At 70.8% G+C, this 6,299-nt stretch carries 4 protein-coding genes; 2 read left to right on the plus strand and 2 right to left on the minus strand.

Annotation, left to right across the window (positions count from 1 at the left end; genetic code table 11):
• Window positions 1-282: 282 nt before the first annotated feature.
• Both aroD and ACWF9Z_RS30745 read left to right on the plus strand, forming a co-directional pair.
• The gene (gene aroD / locus ACWF9Z_RS30740; protein ID WP_453607497.1) at window positions 283-1,020 is read left to right on the plus strand and encodes a type I 3-dehydroquinate dehydratase; all 738 of its coding nucleotides are present in this window, start codon (window positions 283-285) and stop codon (window positions 1,018-1,020) included.
• A 218-nt stretch (window positions 1,021-1,238) separates the two neighbouring features.
• Complete coding sequence (locus ACWF9Z_RS30745) at window positions 1,239-3,458, plus strand: terpene synthase family protein (protein WP_453607500.1); 2,220 nt, start codon at window positions 1,239-1,241, stop codon at window positions 3,456-3,458.
• A gap of 29 nt (window positions 3,459-3,487) precedes the next feature.
• Here ACWF9Z_RS30745 and ACWF9Z_RS30750 read toward each other — a convergent pair whose 3' ends face one another.
• Together ACWF9Z_RS30750 and ACWF9Z_RS30755 are read right to left on the minus strand one after the other, a co-directional pair.
• Entirely contained in the window at window positions 3,488-4,732 is a 1,245-nt protein-coding gene (locus ACWF9Z_RS30750) for a GNAT family N-acetyltransferase (RefSeq protein WP_453607503.1), read from the minus strand.
• A 72-nt stretch (window positions 4,733-4,804) separates the two neighbouring features.
• Window positions 4,805-6,109: a YncE family protein gene (locus ACWF9Z_RS30755; RefSeq protein WP_453607506.1), complete on the minus strand. Its 1,305-nt coding sequence runs from the start codon at window positions 6,107-6,109 to the stop codon at window positions 4,805-4,807.
• Window positions 6,110-6,299 lie beyond the last annotated feature (190 nt).

Genomic DNA, 6,299 nt, shown 5'->3' on the forward strand with positions numbered 1-6,299 from the left:
GCGTCCGCGCCTGCGGCCGGCGGGGCGCGGGCGAGGGGGGGCCTGCCCGCGAGCCACGCCGCCCCCGCCCGCGCGCGCGCGCGCGCGCCCGGGGGGGCGCCCCCCCCCCCACGGCCCTCCCCGACGGGGGCCCGGGGCGCACCGATGGCCCGAATCGGGAACAGCGCACCCGACCACAAGGCGGTCGCCCCCGATCCCGCCTGGCGATTCCGCGTATAATCCGCCCCGTTCACCCTGTGCTTCGCGTCGGATATCCAGAATCGAAAAGGCTGTGACCAGGAAATGAATTCACTGCGGGCGCTTCTCGACGGCGGCATTCCGCTGGTGGCCGTCAGCTTCGACGACAGCGACACCGAGCCGCGCGCACACGCCGCGAAGGCCGCCGGCGTCGACGTGGCCGAGCTGCGCGTCGACCGGTACGCCCGGACCGAAACGGCCCATGTCCTGGCCCAGGTGGACGCGTTCAAGGCCCTGCCGGTGCTGGCCACCCTCCGGTCCGCCCGCGAGGGCGGCGCGTGGAAGGGCACGGAAGCGCAGCGCCTCGAACTGTTCCGCGCGCTCGCCCCTCAGGTCGAAGCCGTGGACATCGAGCTCTCCTCCGGGGAAATCCTCGCCGAGGTGATCGAGGCCGCCCACCGGCACGACACCGTGGCGATCGTCTCTTATCACAATTTTGAATTGACCCCCGGCACGGAAGAACTCCAGGCCGTCGTCGACGACGCGAAGAGCGCCGGCGCGGACGTGGTCAAGGTGTCCACCATGGCGCGGTCCGACGAGGACGTGCGGCGGCTGGCCTCGCTGCTCCTGAGCGCCGGCGCCGACGGCACCCGGCTGATCGTCATCGCCATGGGCGAGAACGGTGCGGTGTCCCGCGTCTTCTTCCCCGCCCTCGGATCGCGGATCACCTACTCCTTCTTCGGCGCCAGCTCCGCCCCCGGCCAGCTCGACTTCCCCGAGACCTTCGGTCTGCTGCGCACGTTCTACCCGGCGTTCGACCAGCGGAAGTCCGCCGAAGGCTGAGGCGCGCCCCTACCCGTCGGCGTCCTTGCGCGTCGCGAAACGGCACCCGCGTCACCTGATGAAGTGAACTCCCCCTTATCGCACCGGCGTCATGGGTAGGGCAGTGCTGATCTCGTGCGGAGGGCCCCCTTCAGGGCCTTCCGCTTGATCCGGTTCTCGGATTCCTCCGATCCCCCGGTTCCTTCCGCGAGACAGACAGACGAAAGGCCCACCCCGCCGTGACGCAGCCGTTTCAACTGCCGGATTTCTACGTGCCCTATCCGGCGCGACTGAACCCGCACCTGGAGGACGCGAGGGTCCACACCAAGAAGTGGGCCCGCGACTTCGGGATGCTGGAGGGTTCCGGCGTCTGGGAAGAGAGCGACCTCGACTCGCACGACTACGCGCTGCTGTGCTCGTACACCCACCCCGACTGCGACAGCGAGGCGCTGTCGCTGGTCACCGACTGGTACGTGTGGGTGTTCTTCTTCGACGACCACTTCCTGGAGATGTACAAGCGCTCGCAGGACCGCGCCGGCGCGAAGGCCTATCTCGACCGGCTCGCCGCCTTCATGCCCATGGACCTGTCGGGCGGCTTCCCCGAGGCCACCAACCCCGTCGAGGCGGGTCTCGCCGACCTGTGGGCCCGTACCGTCCCCGCCATGTCGACGGACTGGCGGGAACGGTTCTCCGAGTCCACCAAGAACCTGCTCGACGAGTCGATGTGGGAGCTCGCCAACATCAACATCGGGCGGGTGGCCAACCCCCTCGAATACATCGAGATGCGCCGCAAGGTCGGCGGGGCCCCCTGGTCGGCCGGGCTCATCGAGTACGTGTCGGCGGAGGTACCGGCGCGCGTCGCGCGCTCCCGCCCGCTCGCGGTGCTGCGCGACGCCTTCTCCGACGCCGTGCACATCAGGAACGACATCTTCTCCTATGAGCGCGAGGTCGCCGACGAGGGCGAACTCTCCAACGCCATCCTGGTGTTGGAGACCTTCCTCGACTGCAGCACGCAGGAGGCCGCCGAGGCCTCCAACGACCTCCTCACCTCCCGGCTCCAGCAGTTCGAGCAGACCGCCCTCGCCGAACTCCCCCAGCTCTTCACCGACCACGCCATGGACCCGGCGGAGATCGCCGCCGTCCTCGCCTACGCCAAGGGCCTGCAGGACTGGCAGTCCGGCGGCCACGCGTGGCACATGGTCTCCAGCCGCTACATGAACAAGGAGGCCCGGGCCACCGCGCCGCTCACCCTGCCCTTCATGCCGTCGGGTCTCGGCACCACCGCCCTCGACCTCCGCTCGATCCTGGCCCCGCGCGCCCTGGAACTGCGCCACCGCTCCTTCACCCACGTCCCCTTCGAGCACACCGGCCCGTCCGTCGTCCCGGACGTCTACATGCCCTTCCCGCTCGCGCTCAGCCCGCACCACGCCCAGGCGCGCGAGCAGTCCGTCGCCTGGTCACGGGAGATGGGCCTGCTCGATCCACAGCCAGGCGACCCCGGGTCCGCGATCTGGAACGAGGAGAAGCTGCGCGGCTACGACTTCGCGCTCTGCTCCGCGGGCATCGACCCCGACGCCACCCCCGAGGCGCTGACCCTCAACGCCTGCTGGCTGACCTGGGGCACGTACGGGGACGACTACTACCCGGTGGTCTTCGGCCAGGCCAAGAACCTGCCGGCCGCCAAGGCCACCACCGCCCGGCTGATCGCCATGATCCCGGTGGACCACGCCGAACAGGCGGTGCCCGTCACCGCGATGGAGCGCTCCCTCGCCGACCTGTGGGTGCGCACCTCCAGGGACATGTCCCCCGAGGTCCGCGCCGAGTTCCGGACCACCCTCGTCAACATGCTGCAGAGCTGGCTGTGGGAGACGGAGAACCAGATCCGCCACCGCATCCCCGACCCGGTGGACTACGCCGAGATGCGCCGGCACACCTTCGGCTCGCACCTCACGATGTACCTGTGCCGGCTCGGCCAGGCGGGCCGCGGCATCCCGGACGAGATCTACGCCTCCGGCACCATCCGCTCCCTGGAGAACGCGGCCGCCGACTCCGCCTGCCTGATCAACGACCTCTTCTCCTACCAGAAGGAGGTGGAGGTCGAGGGCGAGGTGCACAACTACGTCCTCGTCACGCGCAACTTCTTCGACATCGACTACCCGCGGGCGCTGCACATCTGCCATGCGCTGATGACGCAGCGCACCGAGGAGTTCGAGCACATCGTCGCGAACCAGCTCCCGCTGCTCTACGACGACTGGAAACTGGACGAGGAGGCCAGGGCCGGACTCGACGCGTACGTGCGCGAGTTGCAGGACTGGCTCGCCGGAATCCTCAACTGGCACCACAAGACCGTGCGTTACCGCGAGGAGGACCTGCACCGGCTGGGCGACCCGATCTCCACCGGCGTCCTCAGTTCCACCTTCGGCATGTCGGCCGCCCGCATCTCACTGCCCGCCCGCTGAGCGGACCGGGCGCGCACACGGCGGAGCGGTCAGAACTCGTCCGCCGTGTGCGGCAGGAGCGCGGTGCGCAGCCCGGCGTCCAGGGCGGCCGCCGCGCCCGGGGTGTGCTCCACCACCAGGGTGGCCGCGACCAGCTCCACGGCCCGGGTCCCGCCGAGGTAGCAGGCCGCGAGCTCCCGTACGTCCAGGGTCAGGTCCGGCGCCCGGCCGGCGGCGGGCTCGTACTGCGCGCCGCCCGGTCCCGCCTTCAGGCGGAAGGTCCCCGCGTTCGCGGGCAGCCGTGCGTCGGTCAGCTCCAGTACGAGGTCCACGGGCGCGGCCCACGACCGCGCGGTGAGGGCCGCCGCCACGTCGACCAGGCGCAGCCACAGCGCCGGGTACGCGCCGGTGACCCTGACCTGGTCCCGGTCGGCGGCGAAGTGCAGCAGCGGGTCGTCGGCCGGGCGGCCCCAGGCGTAGACCCGGCCCGTGAGGTCGAGGGAGGCCACGCACTCCCACAGCGCGGCGGCGACGGCCGGGGACTGCGCCTCCAGCTCGTAGACCCGGACCAGGCCGGGGGTACGGGCGGGACCGGCCGTCGCCCCGGAATACTCGGGCTTCGTGCGGTAGAGGACGTAGCCGGCGACCGGCTCGCCCCGCTCCCCCAGAGCGATGATCCGGGGCGGGCCGAGCTCGTCGTCCTCCTCGTCCTGCTCGGTGAGCCATTCCTCGGTCCAGCGCCAGGCGGTACGGGCCGGCCGCCCGGCCCGGGTCGCGCGGGCCGCCTCGTGGCACGGGCCGACGACGGCGACCGCGTCCTCGGGGCCGACCATCCGCAGCGGCCGCCGGTCCGCCTCGATGCGCAGGGCCAGCGGCCGGCTGGAGTCGATCTCGATGGTGGCGCCCTGGGTGGCGCCGCCGTAGCCGAAGCGCCCGTAGATGGCGGATTCTGAGGCCCACAGGGCGGCGACCGGGCTTCCGGCCGCGCCGGCGCGGCGCATCATCTCGCCCATGAGGGCGGTCAGTACGCCCCGGCGGCGGTGGGTGGGGGCGACGGAGACGAAGGTGAGCCCGGGGCAGGGAAGGTCCGCCCCGGGCACCGAGAGCCGGAAGGCGTGCGCGGCCATGAAGCCGACGATCGCCTCCCCGTCATAGGCCCCGATCCGCTCGCAGTGGCGGAGCATCTCGTGGTGGCGCGCGCGCCCCTCCTTCTCGGGGCGGTCGTGGAAGACCAGGTACGCGAGCTCCAGAGCACGGTCGATGTCTGCCTCGGGTACCTCGCGGATGTCCAGCATGATCCGGAGACTAATCGGTCATCGCAGACCAGTCATCCCATAGTGGCCGGATACGCCCGCTCGAGCGCCGGATCAGCGCGCCACCGGGCCGGTCCAGCCGGCCGGAACGTGCGCGAGCCGCACCCGCTGCGGATGGTCGCCCACGGGCACCGACACCCGCTTGGTACCGGTCGCGAAATCGATGGCCGTGACCTGGTCGGCGCCGCTCTCGGAGATCACGCAGCCGGTGCCGTCGCCGTCGACGGTCGCCCAGTACGGCTTGGCGGCGGGCACGAGCGGACCCTCGGTGAGGGTGGCCCGGTCCACGACGGTCGCGTAGTCGTCCATGGTCCCGGCGATGCAGAGCTTGGCCCCGTCCGGGCTCATGGACATGCCGTGGTGGCGGGAGTCGTTGACCCAGGTGGTGCGGTCGGTGCTGGTGGCCGGGTTCTGCGGGAGGGTCTTGATCCGGGTGATCCGGTCGGCGGCCACGTCGTACTCGACGAAGCCGTTGAAGAAGGACACCTGGAAGTAGAGCTTCGACTCGTCCGGGCTGAAGGCCACGGGCCGCACCGCGTCGGACAGGTCGGAGCGGCCGAAGGCGTCGAGGCGCGACCTCATGTCGATCACCCGGACCGTGCGGAAGGTCTGCGTGTCGACGACGGTGATCTTCCGGTCCCCCTTCGTCCAGTCCAGCCAGGGCGCGTCGAGGGCGGAGGTCACGTCGCCGATGGAGCTGTTCCACAGGTAGCGGCCGTCGTGCGTGAAGGTGTTCTCGTGCGGCTTGTCGCCGGTGGTGAAGGACCCGGTCTGACGACCGGTGGCCACGTCGAGGACGTGCACCGTGTTGGCGGTGGAGGCGGAGACCGCGACGCGGGTGCCGTCCGGGGAGATCGCCATGTGGTCCGCCCGGTAACCGGCCACCGGGAAGCGCCAGTTGATCCGGCCGGTGCGGACGTCTATGGAGACGACGTCGGCGAAGCTGGGGCGGGAGGCGACGACGGCGGTGCCGTCCGGGGTGGTGTACATGTCGTCCACGAACTGGTCGTGGCCCTCGCCCGCCGTGGCCCGGATGCCCAGGAAGAAGCCGAGCTTCACCGGGTTGAGGTAGATCTCCCGGAGCCGCTCCTCCTTGTCGGGGACCATGTTGATCCGGCCCACCTTGGCGAGGTCGCCGGTGGAGGCGAGGACGTCGGCGGTGCCCTCCCAGTTGTTCCCCACGAACAGCACCTCGCGCGGCGTGGAACCGGTCGAGGTCCCGGCGGCCACCTCGGCACCGGCGGCGGACACGGGACCCGCCAGGAGCGCCGCCGAGGCGAGGGCGGCCAGTACGGTCAGCGACGCGGTGGTCGCCGAAGCGGAACGGCGGCGGCGGGTGCGTAAGGAAGCGGCAGACATCAGATCGGCTCCGTAACGGGGAGAGACTGTTACCGGCCGGTAAGATAGGGGGAACGCCGAAAGGGCGCAACCCCCAGGGCAGGGGTTGGGGCTGCTGGTTCTTTAGATCACTCTTGTGAGTGATAGTGCATTTGGGTGAGTGTGGTTACGGTCGGGTGTATGAACCTCAAGGAGTGGGCGAAGGCGCAGG

The sequence above is a fragment of the Streptomyces sp. NPDC054961 genome (assembly GCF_053609145.1).

Bases quoted from the DNA above. Each gene is read 5' to 3' on its own strand.
- ACWF9Z_RS30750 (WP_453607503.1), bottom strand. From the start codon at position 4,732: ATGCTGGACATCCGCGAGGTACCCGAGGCAGACATCGACCGTGCTCTG.
- ACWF9Z_RS30755 (WP_453607506.1), bottom strand. From the start codon at position 6,109: ATGTCTGCCGCTTCCTTACGCACCCGCCGCCGCCGTTCCGCTTCGGCG.
- aroD (WP_453607497.1), top strand. From the start codon at position 283: ATGAATTCACTGCGGGCGCTTCTCGACGGCGGCATTCCGCTGGTGGCC.